The following is a 17,625-nucleotide window of genomic DNA, read 5'->3' on the forward strand; positions in this document are numbered from 1 at the left end:
TGTTCGGTTCGCTCGCCTGTTAGCCGCCCTTCGCCTAAACTCGCCTCTTCGAGGCTCAGACAGCGGCTCTTTGGGGCGGCAACATCGCAAACCTCACGACGGAAGCCTTGCTATCGTCAGAGCGATTTGTTTTTGGGTTCATCATGGCTGTATTGTTTTATGCACTACTTTTTACGATACCGTTCATTTGCACATGCGACTGTTATTGAAATCTTATGGAAAAAAGTGTGACAAAAATGTCGCACTTTTTTTGTGCGAATTACTGAAAAATAGTGAAAAGTTTAGTGAAAAATCTGGTAAAACATTGTAAAATATATAGAAATGTTATGGACAAATTGTGAATAATATGGTAAAATTTTACTAAGTCCGGTGAAAGCGGACTGAAATTTTTGTTAGAGCATGCATTAGAAGGAAGCTGCAGACTGCAGCTTCAAAAGATGCAAAAAGAAAGGAGCAAGAAGTATGAAGTGGAGAAAAGTTATGGCATTTTCCCTGGCGGCTTCCATGATCGCAGGACAGGCAGTAAGTGCAGCACCTGCAGCTGAAGCAGCATCCGAGTCTGCACTGCAGACGCAGGCAGACAGTAAGTCCAACACCAATGCCAGCTACACCGACCCGTGGACAAAAACAGCTGTCCCAAATCAGGCCGCAAAAGTAACATCCGACGTGGACAAAACAAAATTCACGCACAAAGAATGGACTGGAGAAACCTATACCGATGTGGATGGCAATCAGGTCAAAGCAGCAGATGTATATGGCATCAACACAGAACAGGCAAGCACTTTTGCAACAACCAATGTGGTGTATGACAGCGTAGAGAAAGCAATCAAAGGTGCAAAAGATTACGACAAAGCAGCGTCAAAATATGTACAGTTCTTAACAGGGAAGGATCAGGCGGACTGGTCACTTGTTGTGTTACAGAACCAGGCACTCGCACAGGGTGATGCATACAAAGATTTCTATAAGACCGACTACAAAGCAACGACGAACGACTGGAAAACAAATCTGCAGCTTCCTTGCAGCTGGACGAGACAGGGATTTGATTTTTCTATCTATACTAATGTAACTATGCCTTGGCAGTCAAAATATGACAGTAATGTCAGTGCCCCGAATGCACCGGCAAATTATAACCCGGTAGGTCTTTACCGCAAGACTTTTAAGGTGACCGATGACATGAAGGCAGCAAACGGAAGAGTTTATCTTTCCTTCCAGGGCGTAGAATCTTCCTATTATGTATATGTAAATGGCAAAGAAGTAGGATACAGCGAGGACAGCTACAGTCCACATAGCTTTGATATTACCAATTATCTGACAACAGACGGAAGCGACAACCTTCTGGCAGTTGAAGTTCACAAATTCTGTGACGGTACCTGGATGGAAGATCAGGATATGTATTATGATGGCGGTATTTTCCGTGATGTATATCTGTATTCCGCACCACTGGTACATATCCAGGACTACAAGGTAGAAACAGATCTGGATGAGAATTATGAAAATGCAGAAATGGATCTGAATGTAACCGTATCCAATGCTTCCACAGCGGCAGCAGAAGGTTACAAAGTGGATGTACGTCTCTATGACCAGGACGGAAATGTATTTGTAAATGATATGACCATGGATCTGGATACCGTTCCGGCAGCAGACGGTGATACCGACGGCAGCGTTTCGGCAGCTGGCAGCAAACTGGTTCTTTCACCGGAACTGTGGTCTGCTGAGACGCCGAATCTGTACACGATGGTTCTGTCCCTGTACGATTCCAAGACAGGCACCTACATGGGAAGCGTTTCCCAGCAGCTTGGATTCCGTGAGATCGAGTTTACAAAATCAGAAGTAGATACAAATGGTAATCGTACCACAACTGATTCTGAGTACAAACCGATCACAATCAACGGTAAACAGCTTCTGCTCAAAGGTACAAACCGTCATGATACCGATCCGGAATACGGCAAATATGTACCGCATGAGACACAGGAAGAAGACATTAAACTGATGAAACAGTACAATTTAAATGCACTGCGTACCTCTCACTACAGCAACGACGAGTATCTGTATTATCTGTGTGATAAATACGGTATTTACGTGATGGGTGAGACCAACCTGGAATCTCATGCACTGATGAATCAGGGAGAAAAACAGGTAAACTTCAAGAACCTGGCAATGGATCGTACGGTTACCGCATTCAACAGACTGAAAAACCGCACTTCCATCGTTATGTGGTCAACCGGAAACGAAAATTATTACAGCAGCAGTGCTTCTTATGCAAATGGCATGTTCTATGATCTGATCTGGTACTTCAAGAACAACGACAGTACAAGACCGATTCATTCAGAATCTTCGGATGGAAACAATGGAACCGATATGCGAAGCAATATGTACCCAAGTGTTGATACCCTGTATTCCAGAGCAGCAGCAAATATGCCATATGTTCTGTGTGAATATGACCATGCGATGGGTAATGCGGTTGGTAACCTGAAAGAATACTGGGATGCGATCCGTTCTTCCGACAATATGCTCGGCGGATTTATCTGGGATTGGGTTGACCAGTCCAGAATGTTAAGTCTTGACAACCTGCCGAAAGCTTATGTCGTAACCGATAAGAAAGACGGAGTAACAGGATCTGCAAGCATTTCCAGTGTCAATGAAAATCCGGAAAGCGGAGCACTGACAAGCAAGAGTGCAAATGGATATGCACTGTTTGAAAGTGACAAATACAACGAAGCACTCTCCGGAAGCGGCAAGAGCTTTACCGTAGAAGTTATCTGCAAACCGGCATCGGACGGAGCAGATAAGGTTCTGATCGCAAAAGGTGACCATCAGTTTGCATTAAAGACAAACAGCAGTAAACAGCTGGAGTTCTTTGCTTACTACAATAACAGCTGGAATTCTGTAACAGCGAAAAAACCGGATAACTGGGTAGGAAACTGGCATCAGGTTGTTGCAACTTACGATAAAGGTGCAATCAAGATCTACTGCGATGGAGTCCTTTTAGGAGAAGGAAATGGAAATACAAGCATCGCATCTGGCAGCGTGGCACTTGGTGTAGGATGCAGTGCCGATAACGGAAGAACCTTTGACGGTGAAATTTCTATGGGCCGCGTTTACAGCAGAGCACTGTCCCTGGAGGAGATCAAAGCTCAGAACGGCACGACACCGGCAATCACAGAGAAATCTGATGATGTACTTCTGTGGGCAGATTTTGCAGGCCTGACCGTTGATGAATCTTCCAAACCATATGATTACTATGCAGAGAAAGATGCTCATGCAAATCTGTACTCTGATGAAATCAAAGGCAACTTCTATGGATACGGCGGAGACTCCGGCGAAAGCCCGAACGACAACTCCTTCTGTGTAAACGGTCTGGTATCTCCGGATCGAGATGTTCAACCGGAACTTTATGAAGTAAAATATCAGTATCAGAGCGTATGGTTTAGCACAGATGACAGCATGCTGCTCGGCGAGAGCATCGATGTTTACAATGAAAATAACTTCCTGAATCTGAATGATTTTGACGTGACATGGACACTGACGGAAGACGGAAAAGAGATTGGCTCCGGTAAACTTTCTGCGGAAGATACCAACATCGCAGGCAGAGAGAGCGGAAGCATCAAAGTTCCGTATCGTGCATCTATGCCGGAAGAAAAGAAAGCAGGAGCAGAGTATTATCTGAACCTGTCTGTACAGCTCAAAGAGGATACCGAATGGGCAAAAGCAGGACACGAAGTTGCTTACGAGCAGTTCCAGATCCCGGCAGAAGTTACAAAAGTAGAACCGACGATCAACACAAACGTAACCATAGATGACAGTGCAGAAGATGTGATCAAAGTTTCCGGTACCGATTTTGGCTTTGAAGTAGAAAAAGCAACCGGAAGACTGAAAAATTATGTATACAAAGGTGAGACTCTGCTGACAAGCGGACCGGTTCCGAATTACTGGAGAGGTATTCTCAACAACGATAACGGTAACTACGACGGAAACTGGAAGAATGTCAACAAAAATGTAACGGCTTCTGATATTGCGGTCGGAACAAACGATGCAGGACAGAAGACGATCCGTGTGACACTGGCAAGTGCAAGCCAGGCAAACCTGAAACAGACCATGGTTTATACGGTAGACGGAAGCGGTGCAGTGACTGTAGATGCAACCGTAGACGCAACCGGAACAAGCCTTGGACGTTATATCCGTATCGGTACTGTTATGGAACTGCCGGAAGGATATGAAAACGTAGAATGGTATGGTAACGGCCCGGTAGAGGCCATGTGGGACAGAGAAGATTTCGCAACGGTTGGAAGATATAGCAACACCGTATCCGGAATGTTCTATCCGTACCTGGATACACAGGATACCGGTACCGTAACCGGAGTAAAATGGATCAGCGTAACCAATCCATCTGCAAAGAGTGCAATGGCAATCGCAGCAACCGATACGGTAGAAGCGTCTGCACTGCATTTCACAGTAGATGATCTGGATCAGGCACAGCATCCATATGAACTGACCAAACTGGATTCCACGATCCTGACAGTAAACTATCGTTCACAGGGAACCGGAAACAAGAGCTGCGGTCAGGATACACTTTCCGCATACCTGCTTCCAAATAACAAAGCTTATACTTATGAGTACACCATGGTACCATATACCACAAATGACAGCGATCCGATGGATGTAACACGTGCATACCGCACGGTGGCATCTGTTTCTGAGGATGATATCATCCAGAGTGCAGCAAAAGAACTGAGCGATAAAATCGATGGTATTCTGGTAACAGGCAGTGACACAAAAGAACTCCGGAAAATGCTTGTATCTTACAATGCACTCACAGAGGAAGGCAAAGCAATCGTAGGAGAGATCCGTTACCGGAAACTGCAGGAGGCAATCGCACTGGCACAGAAACTTGCAGATACCGAAAATGCAGCCGTTGTTGTAAAAGATCAGAGTGCAAATGGTTATGACATGGATATCAGTGGCGTATCCACAGCAGATCTGGCAGAAAAAGACGGCGAAATTGCTCTGAAAGGTTATGCAGATGTAACCGGAGAAACAGCAGATGAAACCTTCAACAGTCTGATCGGGGGAAATAAAGCCTTTACAATTGAAGCTGTATTTAATCCGAATAATGTAGGATACAGTGGTGCTGACTACAATATGATCGCATCAAAAGGTGACAGCAGTGCGGCATTCCGTGTTTCTGAGCAGACGGCGTACTTCTTTATCAAGAATACGAATGGAAGCTGGAAGACCGTACAGGTTCCTCTTACTTCAGAAGAAATGAACCAGTGGCTGCATGTAGCAGCAGTTTACGATGGAAACAATATTTCTGTTTATGTAGAAGGAAAAGAAATGGTAACCACACAGAATGTTGGAAGCGTAGATACAACGACCTATCCGCTTGGTATCGGATATTGTCCGGAGACACAACGTCTTTCTTCCGGATATCTGAAGAACATCCGCGTTTACTCAGCAGCACTGAGCAAAGATGATCTGGATAACGGAACTTACAAAGCAGATAATGAAAAGACTGTATTGTGGTATGATTTCGATAATTACAGCTACAATAACATCGATACCAAAGCAACCGGTGTAAACGTTTCCACAGATGCACTGGAACTGAAAGAAGAAGAAGGTGCACAGGTAAGTGCAGCAATCGCACCATATTATGCAAAAGGCGAGCTTACCTTTGCATCCGAAGATGAAACCATAGCAACGGTAGATGACAAAGGCAATGTAACAGCAGTTAAAGCCGGTGAGACCAAGATCAAAGTTTCTGTAAAAGACAGCGATGTATATACAGAAATCGCAGTAAAAGTAAACGGTAAACCGGTTGTGGAAAAACCAATCACAGGAGTTTCTGTAAAAGCAGACAAGAGCGAACTGAAAGTCGGCGAAACTGCAAAACTGACCGCAGTGATCACTCCGGAAGATACTACAGACAGCAAAGATCTGAAATATGAATCCAGTGATAAAGCAGTCGCAGAAGTCAGTGATGCAGGTGTGGTAACCGCAAAGGCAGCAGGAAAAGCAGTGATTACCGTAAGCAGTGCGGCAAGACCGGATGTGAAAGCAACGGTTGAGATCAACGTAAAGGCAAAGGATAACGAGCTAGAGACCAAAGAACCGGACAGCGAAACAGAAACAAAAGCTCCGCAGACCGAGACAAAGGCTCCGGAGACAGAAAAACCAGATGTACCGAAGAAAGTTCCGGCAAAAGGATCTGTTCATAAGAGTGCTGACGGCAAACTGGCATTCAAAGTAACAAAATCAGATGCTAAGAATGGTACGGTAACAGTAAGCAAGCTTCTGAAGAAAACGGTCAAGACTGTAACGATTCCGGCAACGGTGACCATTGACGGATACACCTTTAAAGTAACCGCAGTTGCAAACAATGTATTCAAAAATGCATCCAGACTGAAGAGCGTTGTGATCGGAGCAAATGTCAAGAGCATTGGCAAGAGCAGCTTCTACAAATGCAAGAAACTGGCAACGATCACCTTCAAGGGAATCAAAGCACCGGGCGTTGGAAAGAATGCATTCAAGTCCGGAAAATCAAAAGTAACGGTGAAAGTACCGAAGAAGATGAAAAAATCACAGCTGAACAAGCTGAAAAAAGCTCTGAAAAAAGCAGGCGTAAAGAAGGCATCTTATAAGAAAACAAAATAAGGATGCAATTGTCCTTTGTGTCAGAGCGATTCGCAGGCATCATCCAGGATGAAAAGCTGCAAAACAAAAACAGAGTCCCGTTTTCGGGACTCTGTTTTTGTTACAGCAGTTCAGGATATCCAGGCATATATGTCTCTGAAAGCCGTGGATCAGCGGATAAACCACACCTGGTCTTTTCGAAGCCTTCTGGATGCAAACCATGCACACAGTCCGGTGAATGCTCCGGTGAGAATTCCGCTGATGGTCAGCATCGGCAGATAAACAAGAATACTTGCCGAGCGAAGGATCACCATGGCGATACAGATCTGACCGAGGTTATGGAAAAGGGCACCGATCACGCTGATAAAAGGGATGTGCTTTTTCCCGAGCAGCCGAAAGAGCAGTGCCATGGCCACGAAACAGAACAGACCGCCGCACAGGCTGTAGGAGAAGGATACCATCTGCCCGGTCACCATGCTGGCGATCAGGATACGCATCAGAAGTACGCACAGAGCATCCTTCCAGGTAGCATAATACAGAAGCCACAGCGTAACGACATTGGCAAGTCCCAGCTTGATCCCGGGGATCGGGGCGAGCGGCGGCAGCATTGCCTCCACCACAAAAATCGTCAGGGCAATGGTCGTGTACATTGCCAGAAACGTCATATGTTTTACTTTCATACAAAACTCCATTCCGTCGCCCGATCGGGCGACATAGTTTGACAAAACTAACTGCATTATAACAAAACATACGGACACTGGCAAGAGACTTCGGCGTAACTTTGGAGAAATATTGGAGCAGCAGTGAGACGTCTCACATGCACTCGGCTTTACGATGTTAAGAAAGGGATGCAACTTTAGAATTATTTAATAGGCAGTTTATTGATTTTCTGCGGGCGGAGTATTAAGATGAGTCAAGAGACAAAAATCACGTATGACCCATTGCGTTTTCTGATATAGCCTCAGGCGGATCAGAGCGGTGTAAAAGAAAGAGAAAGATAAGGTCAAAAGAAAGATCGGGTCAGAAGAAAGGGTATAGTATGAGACAGAAATTCGAAAAATTTATGCAGGGCAGATATGGGATCGACCATTTTTCCCGGTTTTTACTGGTGGGAGCACTGGTATGCGTCCTGCTTTCCGGTCTGCTGCGGGCATCGGCACTGAACTATGTCAGCTGGATTCTGCTGATCTGGATGTATTACCGCATGTTTTCCAAAAATATCCGGAAACGATGCGAAGAAGAGCGTATGTATATGGACACAAAAGAGAAGGTTGTCCGGTTCTGCAAAGGGGAGAAAAGTGTGATCAGCGATTCCAAAACACACAAAATCTACCGCTGTCCGCATTGCAGACAGAAAATCCGTGTCCCGAGAGGGAAGGGAAAAATCGAGATCACCTGTCCTTCCTGCCGCAGTAAATTTATCAAACGGACCTGATTCTTGCAATTTTTGCATGAATTTGCTAAAAATTGCAGGAAATATGCTTGTGCATCACAGAAAAAAGTATTATACTTAGAAACATATCAAAAATATTTTGTCGGACTGTTGTACCAGTATTTATGGATTGAAAAAGCAGCAGGTAAGGCGTCAGGAGGATAACATGGGAAAAAATATTGACTGGTCAAATCTTGGATTTGGCTATGTAAAAACAGACTATCGCTATGTATCAAATTTTAAAAACGGTGCCTGGGATGAGGGTACATTAAGTACCGATGACATGGTTACAATCAGTGAGTGTGCCTGTGTATTGCAGTATGCACAGACGGTATTCGAAGGTATGAAAGCATATACAACAGAAGACGGACGTATCGTTGTATTCCGCCCGGACCTCAACGCAGAGCGTATGGAGAATTCCGCAAAAAGACTGGAAATGCCGGTATTCCCGAAAGATCGTTTCGTAGATGCAATCGTAAAACTGGTAGAAGCCAATGCAGATTATGTACCGCCATACGGCTCAGGTGCTACTTTATATATCCGCCCGTACATGTTCGGAACAAATGCAGTTATCGGTGTAAAACCGGCTGATGAATACCAGTTCCGTGCATTTTGTACACCGGTCGGACCGTACTTCAAGGGCGGCGTAAAGCCGATCACGATCCGTGTCAGCGATTTCGACCGTGCAGCACCAAGAGGAACCGGACATATCAAAGCAGGTCTGAACTATGCCATGAGCCTGCATGCGATCATGGATGCACACCGTCAGGGATTTGACGAGAACATGTATCTGGATCCGGCTACAAGAACCAAAGTAGAAGAGACAGGCGGAGCAAACTTCCTGTTCGTTACAAAAGACAACAAGGTTGTAACTCCGAAGTCAGACAGTATTCTGCCTTCTATCACACGCCGTTCTCTTGTTTATGTTGCAAAAGAATATCTGGGACTGGAAGTAGAAGAAAGAGAAGTTTACTTCGATGAAGTAAAAGATTTCGCAGAATGTGGACTTTGCGGAACAGCCGCTGTTATCTCACCGGTTGGAAAGATCGTAGATCACGGCAAAGAAATCTGCATGCCAAGCGGTATGACAGAGATGGGACCGGTTACCAAAAAACTGTATGAGACACTGACCGGTATCCAGATGGGTCGTCTGGAAGCACCGGAAGGATGGATTAAGGTAATCCGCTAACGGAAATTACATTTTGTTTACAAAAATTAGAAGATTTTAAGAACCGCTCTTTGTTATAGTAATAGCGAGGGGTGGTTCTTTTGGGTTGCCGCAGGCAGCACCGCGACAGGAGGACTGTATGAGAATTGTACTTGCATCCGCTTCGCCGAGAAGGCGTGAGCTTTTAGAACAGGCCGGGATCGATTTTGAGATACTGATCGGCAGTACCAGAGAATGTATCACAAAAGAAGAACCGGAAGAGATCGTTGAAGAGCTGTCACTTGCAAAAGCAAAGGGAGTTGCAGAAGCCGTGACAGGAGATGCTGTGATCATCGGGGCAGATACGATCGTTGCCAAAGGAAACAAAGTACTTGGGAAACCAAAAGATGCCGAAGATGCACATCAGATGCTTGCCATGCTTCAGGGAGAGAAGCATCAGGTTTATACGGGCGTGACACTGTTACAGAAAAAAGGGGATGAAAAGATCATCCGGTCATTTCATGAAAGGACCGATGTCTTTATGACATCGATGAGTGATCAGGAGATCGAAGCGTACATTGCCACCGGGGAGCCGTTTGACAAGGCAGGCAGTTATGGAATACAGGGACGTGCAGGAATTTTCGTAGAAAGAATTGAAGGAGATTATTATAACGTGGTCGGACTTCCGATTTCCAGACTCTGCCGGGAATTAAAGAGCCTGGAAGCGGAGGATGACCGGAAAGAATGAAAGCTGGGTAACTGCACCGATGGCGGGCAGTTATAAAATGTAGAAGTACGGGGGCAGAGAATTATGGCAAACCGCATTCTTGTGGTAGAGGATGATACGGCGATTTCAGAGCTGATCTGTATGAATCTGGAAGTGACCGGCTACGAAGTGGTTCCGGTTCTGGATGGCAATGAAGTTGAGGGAACACTGGAGAAAGAGGAGAATTTTGACCTGGCACTGCTGGATATTATGCTGCCGGGCAAAGACGGCTTTGAACTTCTCGGAGTTATGAAAGAACATGGCATACCGGTCATTTATATCACGGCTAAGGCAGATGTAAATTCCAAGATCAAGGGACTGAGATCGGGAGCAGAGGATTATATCGTCAAACCGTTTGAGGTTCTGGAGCTGCTGGTGCGTGTGGAGAAAGTGCTGGAGCGTACCGGAAAGCAAAAAGAGATCATACAGGTGAAAGATCTGGAGATCCATTTATCAGAGCATAAAGTGACCAGAAACGGGCAGACAGTCAGTCTGAAGCCGATGGAATATGATCTGCTGGTATTACTGGCAAAGAATAAAAATGTGGCATTTACCAGAGAACAGATGCTGAATGAAGTATGGGGCAGCAATTATCTGGGTGAGACAAGGACGATCGATGTACATATCGGACAGCTTCGCAGGAAACTGGATCTGTCGGATGTCATCAAGACCATTCCGAAGATCGGATATCGACTGGAGGAGTAGTATGAAGCTCTGGCAGAAAATATCTCTGCTCACGGCAGCGATTCTTTTGATCTCCATGGTAGTTTACGGTGGGATCACAGTGTATGAGACATCAAATTATAACATCAGGCAGACATCAAGTGCAGCGTCACGACAGGTGCGTGCAACCGCTTATGCACTGGGACAGAGTCTTGAAAATGCAGCTACGGAGGAGATGAGCGACACCGCAAGGAAAGCTTATCTCCAGTTTTTGCTGCGCAGATACAGCAGCAGAGATTACATGCTGCTTCAGGACTGGCAGCTTGCAGCGAATACCACGAATTTCGAGCTGACCGGAAACCGGCTTGAACAGTTTGATTCCTATGAGCCGGTGGCAGCTTTTCAGCAGAAAAACGGCAGACATCTGATGATCGTCGGACAGAAGATCCCGCTTTCAGACAGTAAAAATACATCGTATCAGCTTCTGCTGGTGCGGGATATTTCGGAAATTTATAACAATGTGCTGACGCAGATCGGCATGTTCCTGATCATTTTGGGTGCAATCGTTGCGGTGGCGATCAATGCGGTGTTCTGGATGATACGAAGAATGTTAAAACCGCTGCGTGACTTAAGAGAGACAGCCGGTGCGATCAGCCAGGGACAGCTGGATCGCCGTGTACGTGTGCGTTCCAATGACGAGGTCGGGGCACTGAGCGTCTCTTTTAATCAGATGGCAGACCAGATAGAATGTCAGATGGAGGAGCTGGCACAGGTTTCTGAGCGAAGGAAACAGCTTCTTGGCAGTCTGGCACACGAGCTGAAAACGCCGATGACTTCCATCATCGGCTATTCGGATACGCTTCTGCATGTGAGGATCAACGAAGAACAGCAGAAAAAGGCACTGACGCACATCAACAATGAGTGTCGCCGTCTGGAGCGACTTTCCGGGAAGATGATGAATCTGCTGGAGCTTTACAACAACGAGACGATCCATATGGAGAAGCATCCGGTCAGACAGCTGATCGGAAAAGTGGCGGAGCTTGAGAAGTATCATCTGAAAGAACAGGGGATCACACTGGAAACCAGGAGCGATGACACCGTTCTGCTCATGGACATGGATCTGATGGAGAGTCTTCTGGTGAATCTGATCGATAATGCCATGAAAGCTTCCAAAGAAGGTGATACCATTTATGTTGAAGCAGCCGGAACATGCATTCTGGTGGAAGACCACGGAAGAGGAATCCCGGCAGAAGAGATTCCGAAGATCACGGAGGCTTTTTATATGGTTGACAAATCCAGAAGCAAAAAAGCAGGCGGGATCGGGCTGGGGCTTGCACTTTGCACACAAATCGTGAAGCTTCATGGTGCAAAGATGGAGATCAAAAGCAAACCGGGCGTCGGTACGCAGATCCGGGTGATCTTTTCGGAAGAACAGTAAGGAGAAAAAATGAAAAGGGCAAAAAAACGAATCTTACGAAGGATCGTATGGATTGGAATGATCCTGATGGCTGCAGGATTTCTGACCGGTTGTATGGAAACATCGGAAGATGACTGTATTGTAAAGGAAAAAGAGACAGAGACCGGAGAGCGTATCCGTTCTTATTCTTCCGGCACAGAGGCAGTGGAAAATGTCAGCGTAGCAGAACAGGTACAGGCAGCGAGTCCCTGTATGCTGAGTGTGGAAGAAGGTAAGATTCATGTGGATCTTCAGGCGAGTGTTTATCTCCCGCAGGGAAACAGCATGAAGATCTACAAGGCAAAGACACGCTATTTCACGCAGGAAGATATGAATGGCTGGATCCATATCCTGACGCAGGGACAGCCGCTGAAAAACGACAAGGGAGATACAATTCCCTGGCGGGCACAGCAGGAGCTTAGCGGAATGGTGAATATGACAGATCCGTATGCTTCCTGGGCGGCGGCAGGCAAGAAAGTGTATCAGTTTGAAATGCAGAATCTGCTGGAAGACGGCTACAAAGAATCCGGTGTTTCACTCAGAAGGGAAGAATGTGAATATGTACCGTGGAGCAGGGATGACAGCTGGCAAATTCTGCATACAAAGGTTGGAAGAAAACGGATGAGAAAAGAAGCAGATGCTCTGCTTCAGACGCTGGGACTTGCAGAAGAGTTTCATTTTATGCAGTCACGGGCGGTTTACTGTACGGAAGATTCTGTGAATGAAAATACCGGGGAAGAAACGGAAACAGGCGATACCGGAGCCTCGGAGCAGAAAATGGGCTGGAGGTTTTACTATACAAGGCAGGTGGACGAAGCACGGATCAACCAGAGCACAGACCACAGCCTGTCAGGGGATATCCTGTTCGGACTGGGCGGCAATCTGGATATGGCTTCCCCGGAAAACGAGGGAGAGGGATACGACGGAACAGGATCAGGGACGGAAAACTGGAAACCGAGCCGGGAAGCCGAAAGCTTTTATATTACCTTTGATGATGAAGGTCTTGCAGAAGTGACCTGGATCAACCCATGTATCGTAGAAGAAAATGAGGGCGGAGGAGTTTTTCTGCTTCCGTTTTCAGATATTCTGCAGGTCTTTCAGAAATCGATCACCAAACAGTATATTCTCGAGATGCTCTCCGGCAACGGTCTGGAGGTTTCCGCGACCATTCAGACGATCCGGCTTGGATACCGCAGGATTGAAACCGAAGACAAAGACGGAAAAAAGAAAAAAGAGCAGATCATCCCGGTCTGGGATTTTATCGGTACTTACAGCAGTCCGCAGACGGAACAGCTACTGACCGATACGGATGATCTCTGGGTGCAGTGTTACCTGAGACAGGAACGGACAGACAGTCTGCTTACGATCAATGCAAACGACGGAACCATCGTAGACTGGGGAAATGAATTATAATTACGGTTCAGATTGCCTTGAGGGGAAAACTCTGTTATACTCTTACTATGATGCTAGGATTGTGGGAGTGCGACGCACGGAACAATCCGTAGGCATCATAGTTGGGGACTTTTGACACCAACATCCTTACTATCTAGGAAGTGAAAGAAGGAGAAATCGTATGCAAAAATATGGAGAAATCAAAGATCTTGTAAATGCTGTTCTGGAAAGTTATGATAAATATCCGGTCATTCAAAACATCGACTGCCGCAGCCGGATCAACAGTGAGAGTGTCAACGACCTTCTGGAAATGATTCGCAAGATCCTTTTTCCGGGCTATTTTGAGATAAAAAATCTTCGAAAAGATTCGATCGAATATCATGTCGGAGAACTTCTGGAAAACATAGAGTATAACCTGACCAAGCAGGTCATGATGGCACTGCCGCACAGCAGCAAGTACCGTGAGGCGGATAAAGAGACCTTGATGGAAAGTGCAAGAGAGATCACGCACCGTTTTCTGGAGAAGATCCCGAAGCTGCGTGATGTGCTGGCGACCGATGTCCAGGCAGGATACGAGGGCGATCCGGCTGCGTTTAACACCGATGAAGTCATCTTTTCTTATCCGGGTATGTATGCGATCACGGTCAACCGTATTGCACATGAACTCTATCTGCTCGGTGTGCCGCTGATCCCGCGTATGATGACCGAACATGCACACAGCCTGACCGGGATCGACATCCATCCGGGAGCATCGATCGGAGAATATTTTTTTATCGACCACGGTACCGGTGTTGTGGTCGGTGAGACCACGGTGATTGGAAAATATGTCAAGATTTATCAGGGTGTGACACTTGGTGCACTTTCCACCAGAGGAGGACAGAGCCTTCGCGGTGTGAAACGTCATCCGACCCTGGAAGACAACGTAACCGTATATTCCGGAGCATCGATCCTTGGCGGAGAGACCGTGATCGGCACCGGAGCGGTGATCGGAAGTAATGCATTTATCACATCTTCCGTACCGGCTCAGACGAGAGTCAGCATCAAAAATCCGGAACTGCAGTTTAAAGACCGCTCCAGAAAGGCATCTGAGCTCGGTCAGGAAGGATTCTTCAACCGCAAAGAAGAGGACTAAAGAAAAGGAGTAGTATCGTGAAGTTTTTTCATATAGCAGATACACACCTGGGAGCGATCCCGGATGCCGGTTTTGCGTGGAGTGAAGAACGCAGAAGCGAGATCTGGGAGAGCTTTCGCAGTGTTGTGGCAAAGGCAGATCGAGAGGAAGTGGATCTGCTGTTGATCGCAGGAGATCTGTTTCACAGACAGCCACTGATGCGCGAGCTCAAAGAAGTCAACTATCTGTTTTCCACGCTGAAAAAAACAAAAGTCGTGTTTATCATAGGAAACCATGATTACCTGAAAGTAGACTCGTACTATCTGGATTTTCCGTGGAGTGAGAATGTGACCTGCCTCCGGGGCAAGGAATGTGAAAGTGTCGTGTTTGAGGATCTGGATACGGAAGTGTATGGATTAAGTTACCATACAAGGGAGATCAAAGAGCCGAAATATAATGATCTGCAGCCGGAGAAAAAGGCCGGTTTTTCCATTCTGCTCGGGCACGGCGGAGATGCAAAGCATATTCCGATCGACCGCAAAAAGCTGCTTCTGTCGGGCTTTGACTATATTGCACTTGGACATATCCACAGACCGGAGATGATAGAGCCGGACCGTATGGCGTATGCCGGGGCGTTAGAGCCGATCGACCAGAATGATATCGGTCCTCATGGCTTTATTGAAGGGGAATATAACGAAGGCAAGCTGAGTATTTCGTTTGTGCCGTGGGCGTGCAGAGAGTATATCCCACTTGAGCTGGATACGAAAGAATGTCCGACCAACCTGGCATTTCAGGAGACAGTGCGGATGCGGATGGCAGCAAAGGGAATGCAGCATATTTATAAAGTGCTTCTGCAGGGATATCGTGATCCGGATATTGTATACGATCTGGATGCCTGCAGGAAGCTTGGAAATATCGTAAGCGTACAGGATGAGAGCGTTCCGGACTATGATTTTGAACGGCTTATGCGTGTCCATGCGGGCGATATTGCCGGAAGATACATCCAGACTCTGTATCATAAAGACATGAGTGATACAGAGAGAAAGGCATTGTATTACGGAATACATGCACTGCTGGAGATGAGAGGATAAAAGTACATGCGGATACTGGAATTAGAAATCATTAATTTTGGAAAATTCAACCACGAGACAGTCACATTTCATGATGGAATGAATCTGATCTATGGCGAGAATGAAATGGGAAAAACAACGCTTCATTCATTTATCCGCGGTATGTTTTTCGGGATTGAAAAGCAGAGAGGGCGGGCAGCCAGAAAAGATGAATACAGCATCAGGGAACCGTGGTTTCATGCAGGACAGTTTGCAGGTATCATGCGATTTGAGAGCGGTGGCAAAATCTTTCGTCTGGAGCGGAATTTTTACCGCAAGGAAAAGAGCGTCAGCCTGGTATGCGAGACAAATGGTGAAGTACTGTCTGTAGAAAAGGGCGATCTTCAGGTTCTGATGGAAGGCATGAATGAGGATGCTTTTCGCAATACCGTGTTTTTTAATCAGCAGTCTGCAGCGACGGACGAAGGTCTGGCAAGAGAACTGCGAAATTACATGACCAATCTGCAGAATTCCGGAGACGGTGAGATGAACGTCAGTGCGGCGATCAAGAGCTTGGAAAGCCAGAGACGGCATCTGGAATCCGAACAGAAGCGTCTGGATGCAGAACAGGCAGAAGAGCTGGAAAGCCAGCAGATGCGTCTGGAGTACGTGCGTCAGGAACTGCTGGAGCTGTCCGAAGAACAGAAACACTGTGAAGTCCAGATGGCACGCATCGCAAAAGAGCGGATCGCACTTCAGGCGAGACTGACAGAAAAAAAGAGAAGCCTGGAGAAAATGAAGCGGGAACTGGATATTCCGCTGGAAGAGAATGCCGGTAAAGATGAGATGGAGTCCTGGAAAATGCGAATGGAAGCAGGACAGGACAAACGCAGGATGCTGTGGCGTAACCAGGAGCTCTGGCTTTTAGGAGGCGGTGTGCTGGCACTGCTGGTTTGCATTCTTGTGCCGCATATCTGGATCAGTGCCCTTGTGCTTGCTGGATGGCTTGGGATATCTGCCATTTTTGTATGGAAGATCTACCGCCGCCATCAGGAGGAGCAGGAGCGGCAGGAGCGTATCCAGAAACGGATGCAGGAGCGTATGAAAAAAGAGATCCAGGCCGAGCGGGAGCGTTCTGCAAAGCGTGAGAAGCTTCTGGAAGAAAAATACCATGAAGAAGATGAACTGGCTCAGCGTGAAAAAGAGCTGAACCTGGAATTTGAAAAGCAGATGTGGAATCAGGAACGCATCAGTGCGGAGAGCAAAGAAAAACAGGTTATTTTAAACAATCTGGAAGAGAGCCTCCAGGAATTGCAGGAAGAGAATGAACAGAGCGGAAGTATCCAGGAAGAACTCGATGCGGTACGTCTGGCGATCATGACGATGAACCAGATCTCTGAGGATATTTACAAAGAATCTGCCGCACATCTGAATCAGAAAATCTCCGATATTTTAAGCCAGATCACAGAAGGACGTTATACCAGTGTATTTCTCGATGCAAACATGGAAGTACGTATCAATACGCCGAAAAAGCTGCTCTCCCTGGAACAGGTGAGCCGCGGCACGATGGAGCAGATCTACTTTGCACTGCGTATGGCGGTCGGTGAGATGTTCTGCCAGGATGAGACCATGCCGATCATACTGGACGATGCGTTTGTGATGTATGATGATAAGAGACTGAAACAGACACTGAAATGGCTCTATCACAGCAAAAGACAGGTGATATTGTTTACCTGCCATGGAAGAGAACAGAGGATTCTGGATGAGATAAAGCAGGAGAACTAAATTTTTGAATGTGCAAATGAACGAATTCCCCGAAGGCACGCACGGATATTTTTGTAAGTGTATGGAATGTATAAAAATGAGAGTATAGAAGTGTATAGAGTGCCGGACGAAAAAGGCAGAACCCGTGACACGCATCGTTTCCTGTTCGATTTGTGCCGTCTATGATCCGCCGTTCGCTGGAACTCGCAGCTACG

At 46.5% G+C, this 17,625-nt stretch carries 12 protein-coding genes; 11 read left to right on the forward strand and 1 reads right to left on the reverse strand.

Going from position 1 to position 17,625, the window contains the following annotated elements; genetic code table 11:
• Both LKD42_RS08900 and LKD42_RS08905 read left to right on the forward strand, forming a co-directional pair.
• The coding region (locus tag LKD42_RS08900) for a hypothetical protein (protein ID WP_248835475.1) at positions 1–310 on the forward strand (310 nt) is incomplete at its 5' end.
• 152 nt (positions 311–462) lie between these two features.
• The gene (locus LKD42_RS08905) at positions 463–6,651 is read left to right on the forward strand and encodes a glycoside hydrolase family 2 TIM barrel-domain containing protein (protein ID WP_248835476.1); all 6,189 of its coding nucleotides are present in this window, start codon (positions 463–465) and stop codon (positions 6,649–6,651) included.
• Between the two features lie 149 nt (positions 6,652–6,800).
• Here LKD42_RS08905 and LKD42_RS08910 read toward each other — a convergent pair whose 3' ends face one another.
• The gene (locus tag LKD42_RS08910; RefSeq protein WP_022119505.1) at positions 6,801–7,310 is read right to left on the reverse strand and encodes a Gx transporter family protein; all 510 of its coding nucleotides are present in this window, start codon (positions 7,308–7,310) and stop codon (positions 6,801–6,803) included.
• Between the two features lie 359 nt (positions 7,311–7,669).
• On the opposite strand from LKD42_RS08910, the gene LKD42_RS08915 reads away from it, so the two are divergent.
• From LKD42_RS08915 to LKD42_RS08955, 9 genes are all read left to right on the forward strand, one after another.
• Positions 7,670–8,065 carry a hypothetical protein gene (locus LKD42_RS08915; RefSeq protein WP_248835477.1) on the forward strand — a complete coding sequence of 132 codons (396 nt, stop codon included), beginning with the start codon at positions 7,670–7,672 and terminating at the stop codon, positions 8,063–8,065.
• A gap of 127 nt (positions 8,066–8,192) precedes the next feature.
• Positions 8,193–9,251: a branched-chain amino acid aminotransferase gene (locus LKD42_RS08920; protein ID WP_283094988.1), complete on the forward strand. Its 1,059-nt coding sequence runs from the start codon at positions 8,193–8,195 to the stop codon at positions 9,249–9,251.
• 118 nt (positions 9,252–9,369) lie between these two features.
• Positions 9,370–9,957: a Maf family protein gene (locus tag LKD42_RS08925; RefSeq protein ID WP_248835478.1), complete on the forward strand. Its 588-nt coding sequence runs from the start codon at positions 9,370–9,372 to the stop codon at positions 9,955–9,957.
• A 63-nt stretch (positions 9,958–10,020) separates the two neighbouring features.
• The gene (locus LKD42_RS08930; protein WP_147631904.1) at positions 10,021–10,680 is read left to right on the forward strand and encodes a response regulator transcription factor; all 660 of its coding nucleotides are present in this window, start codon (positions 10,021–10,023) and stop codon (positions 10,678–10,680) included.
• Between the two features lies 1 nt (position 10,681).
• The gene (locus LKD42_RS08935; protein WP_248835479.1) at positions 10,682–12,076 is read left to right on the forward strand and encodes a sensor histidine kinase; all 1,395 of its coding nucleotides are present in this window, start codon (positions 10,682–10,684) and stop codon (positions 12,074–12,076) included.
• 9 nt (positions 12,077–12,085) lie between these two features.
• Positions 12,086–13,507: a DUF6034 family protein gene (locus tag LKD42_RS08940; protein WP_248835480.1), complete on the forward strand. Its 1,422-nt coding sequence runs from the start codon at positions 12,086–12,088 to the stop codon at positions 13,505–13,507.
• 160 nt (positions 13,508–13,667) lie between these two features.
• Positions 13,668–14,618, forward strand: a complete 951-nt coding sequence (locus tag LKD42_RS08945; protein ID WP_022119512.1) for a serine O-acetyltransferase — start codon at positions 13,668–13,670, stop codon at positions 14,616–14,618.
• A 17-nt stretch (positions 14,619–14,635) separates the two neighbouring features.
• A complete protein-coding gene (locus LKD42_RS08950) occupies positions 14,636–15,688 on the forward strand; it encodes a metallophosphoesterase family protein (RefSeq protein ID WP_022119513.1) in 1,053 nt (350 codons plus the stop codon).
• A 6-nt stretch (positions 15,689–15,694) separates the two neighbouring features.
• Complete coding sequence (locus LKD42_RS08955) at positions 15,695–17,431, forward strand: ATP-binding protein (RefSeq protein WP_173895240.1); 1,737 nt, start codon at positions 15,695–15,697, stop codon at positions 17,429–17,431.
• The last annotated feature ends 194 nt before the right edge of the window (positions 17,432–17,625 follow it).

It is taken from the genome of Hominisplanchenecus faecis (assembly GCF_020687205.1).
In the GTDB taxonomy this organism is placed as follows: Bacteria; Bacillota; Clostridia; order Lachnospirales; family Lachnospiraceae; genus Hominisplanchenecus; species Hominisplanchenecus faecis.

What these genes read in the sequence shown, in the direction of transcription:
- LKD42_RS08905 (WP_248835476.1), top strand. Translation starts at nt 463, where the DNA reads ATGAAGTGGAGAAAAGTTATGGCATTTTCCCTGGCGGCTTCCATGATC.
- LKD42_RS08925 (WP_248835478.1), top strand. Translation starts at nt 9,370, where the DNA reads ATGAGAATTGTACTTGCATCCGCTTCGCCGAGAAGGCGTGAGCTTTTA.
- LKD42_RS08935 (WP_248835479.1), top strand. Translation starts at nt 10,682, where the DNA reads ATGAAGCTCTGGCAGAAAATATCTCTGCTCACGGCAGCGATTCTTTTG.
- LKD42_RS08910 (WP_022119505.1), bottom strand. Translation starts at nt 7,310, where the DNA reads ATGAAAGTAAAACATATGACGTTTCTGGCAATGTACACGACCATTGCC.
- LKD42_RS08930 (WP_147631904.1), top strand. Translation starts at nt 10,021, where the DNA reads ATGGCAAACCGCATTCTTGTGGTAGAGGATGATACGGCGATTTCAGAG.
- LKD42_RS08945 (WP_022119512.1), top strand. Translation starts at nt 13,668, where the DNA reads ATGCAAAAATATGGAGAAATCAAAGATCTTGTAAATGCTGTTCTGGAA.
- LKD42_RS08915 (WP_248835477.1), top strand. Translation starts at nt 7,670, where the DNA reads ATGAGACAGAAATTCGAAAAATTTATGCAGGGCAGATATGGGATCGAC.
- LKD42_RS08955 (WP_173895240.1), top strand. Translation starts at nt 15,695, where the DNA reads ATGCGGATACTGGAATTAGAAATCATTAATTTTGGAAAATTCAACCAC.
- LKD42_RS08940 (WP_248835480.1), top strand. Translation starts at nt 12,086, where the DNA reads ATGAAAAGGGCAAAAAAACGAATCTTACGAAGGATCGTATGGATTGGA.